The sequence below is a fragment of the Actinocorallia lasiicapitis genome (assembly GCF_054778695.1).
This window is the reverse complement of the sequence record NZ_BAAGZI010000865.1, coordinates 1-695: the sequence shown is the minus strand read 5'-3', so window position 1 is coordinate 695 and position 695 is coordinate 1. Positions and strand designations below refer to the sequence as shown.

The window sequence follows — 695 nt, the reverse complement described above, 5'->3', positions numbered from 1 at the left end:
CGCGAAACCCCGCCGGGACGCGCACGGCTCCCGCGTCCGCTGCGCCGCGCCCTGCTCGCCCGCCTCGACTCCCTGCCACTCCCGCTCCTGCTGGAGGACCTGCGCCGCCACCCGTCCCGCTGGAAGCAGGCCGCCCTCCCCCTGCACCCCTTCGAGTCCCACCGCCTGCATCCCACGGCCGCGACCGCGTTCGCCGTCCTCCGCCGCACCGCACTACCCGCCTCCTCCCCGCTCCGCCACACCGTCCTCACCCGCGCCACCGACCACCCCGCCCTCCTCCACTTCGACGGCACCCGCCTCCGCCCCACCCCTACCCCCGCTGATGCGCACCCGGGAATGCCCACCGGCCCCGTCCCCGGCGACGTGCCGGGCCTGGGTGAGGTGGTGGCGGGCGAGCTTGGATGGGCGCGTGCTGGGGAGGCCGCTGGCCTCGGCCCCGGCGATGCGCCGGGCTTGGGTGAAGTGCTGACGGCGGAGCTTGGCCGGGCGAGCTCGGGAGAGGTCACCGGCTCCGGCCCTGGCGATGCGGCGGGCTTGGGTGAAGCGCTGGCGGCGGACCTCTCCCGAGCGCGCTCGGGAAAGCCCGCCGGTCCTGGCGGTGTGGGGGGTCTGGGTGAAGTGCGGGCGGGGAAGGTTGTGCGGCGGGTCGCGGGGCTGGCGCGGGGGAGGGTGCCGGGGGTGGTCGAGGCGGTGCG

At 77.4% G+C, this 695-nt stretch carries 1 pseudogene; it reads left to right on the top strand.

From position 1 onward, the window contains the following. A pseudogene (locus ACYVE7_RS35180) lies at window positions 1-695 on the top strand (hypothetical protein); the annotation flags it as partial.